Below are 1,088 nucleotides of genomic sequence, written 5' to 3'. Positions count from 1 at the left end.
CCCCACTCCCCACTCCCTACTCCCCACTCCCTTTATTAAAAATTAGGAGATTCACAATGGAACAGTTCTTTTTGCTTGTCTTTTTAGCCCTTGGTGGTTCTGCCATAGCGGGTTCTGTAAAAGTCGTCAATCAGGGTAATCAATCTTTGGTAGAAAGATTAGGTAGTTATAACAAAAAACTGGAACCAGGACTAAACTTTGTTATTCCTTTCCTTGATAGAGTTGTCTACCAAGGAACTATCCGCGAAAAAGTCTTAGATATTCCTCCCCAACAGTGCATCACCCGCGACAACGTTGGCATTGAGGTGGATGCAGTGTTTTACTGGCGAATTGTGGATATGGAAAAAGCCTGGTACAAGGTAGAAAATCTCCAGTCGGCAATGGTAAATATGGTGCTGACTCAAATTCGTGCCGAAATGGGGCAACTGGAGTTAGATCAAACCTTTACTGCTCGTTCCCACATCAGTGAACTTTTATTACAAGACTTGGACGTTGCTACTGATCCTTGGGGTGTAAAAGTGACACGGGTAGAATTGCGAGATATTATTCCGTCTCAGGCAGTGCGAGAATCAATGGAATTGCAAATGTCGGCAGAACGACGCAAACGGGCAGCAATTTTAACTTCTGAGGGGGAACGCGAAGCTGCTGTTAATAGTGCTAGAGGTAAAGCTGAGGCGCAAATATTAGATGCAGAAGCTCGTCAAAAATCGACAATTCTGCAAGCGGAGGCTGAACAAAAGTCGCTGGTGATGAAAGCTCAAGCTGAACGTCAGCAGCAGGTTCTAAAAGCGCAGGCGATCGCAGAGTCTACAGAAATTATTGCACAAAAGATCCACAGCAACCCCAATGCTAATAAAGCAGTAGAAGTTCTGTTTGCTTTAGGATATCTAGATATGGGTGCGACAATTGGTAAAAGCGATAGCAGCAAAGTCTTATTTATCGATCCGCGCACTATCCCTGCTGCTTTCGAGGGTATGCGTTCCGTTATCTCAAATGGTCAGCTTGACTCTAATGAGTTGTTTTCTAAGCAAATACCAGGATTAGAAAACAAGCGCCCTAATTAGGAGCAGGGGGCAGGGGGGCAGGGG

Annotated in this window: 1 protein-coding gene; it reads left to right on the top strand. The window is 44.9% G+C overall.

Annotated elements, in window-relative coordinates; all coding sequences use genetic code 11:
- Nucleotides 1-56: 56 nt before the first annotated feature.
- Entirely contained in the window at nucleotides 57-1,064 is a 1,008-nt protein-coding gene (locus F8S12_RS10215) for an SPFH domain-containing protein (RefSeq protein WP_196516190.1), read from the top strand.
- Nucleotides 1,065-1,088 lie beyond the last annotated feature (24 nt).

Origin of the sequence: Nostoc sp. WHI, assembly GCF_015714725.1 — a bacterium.
Taxonomy (GTDB): domain Bacteria; phylum Cyanobacteriota; class Cyanobacteriia; order Cyanobacteriales; family Nostocaceae; genus Nostoc.
The sequence above is the reverse complement of the archived record's forward strand: the minus strand, read 5'-3'. Positions and strand labels throughout refer to the sequence as shown.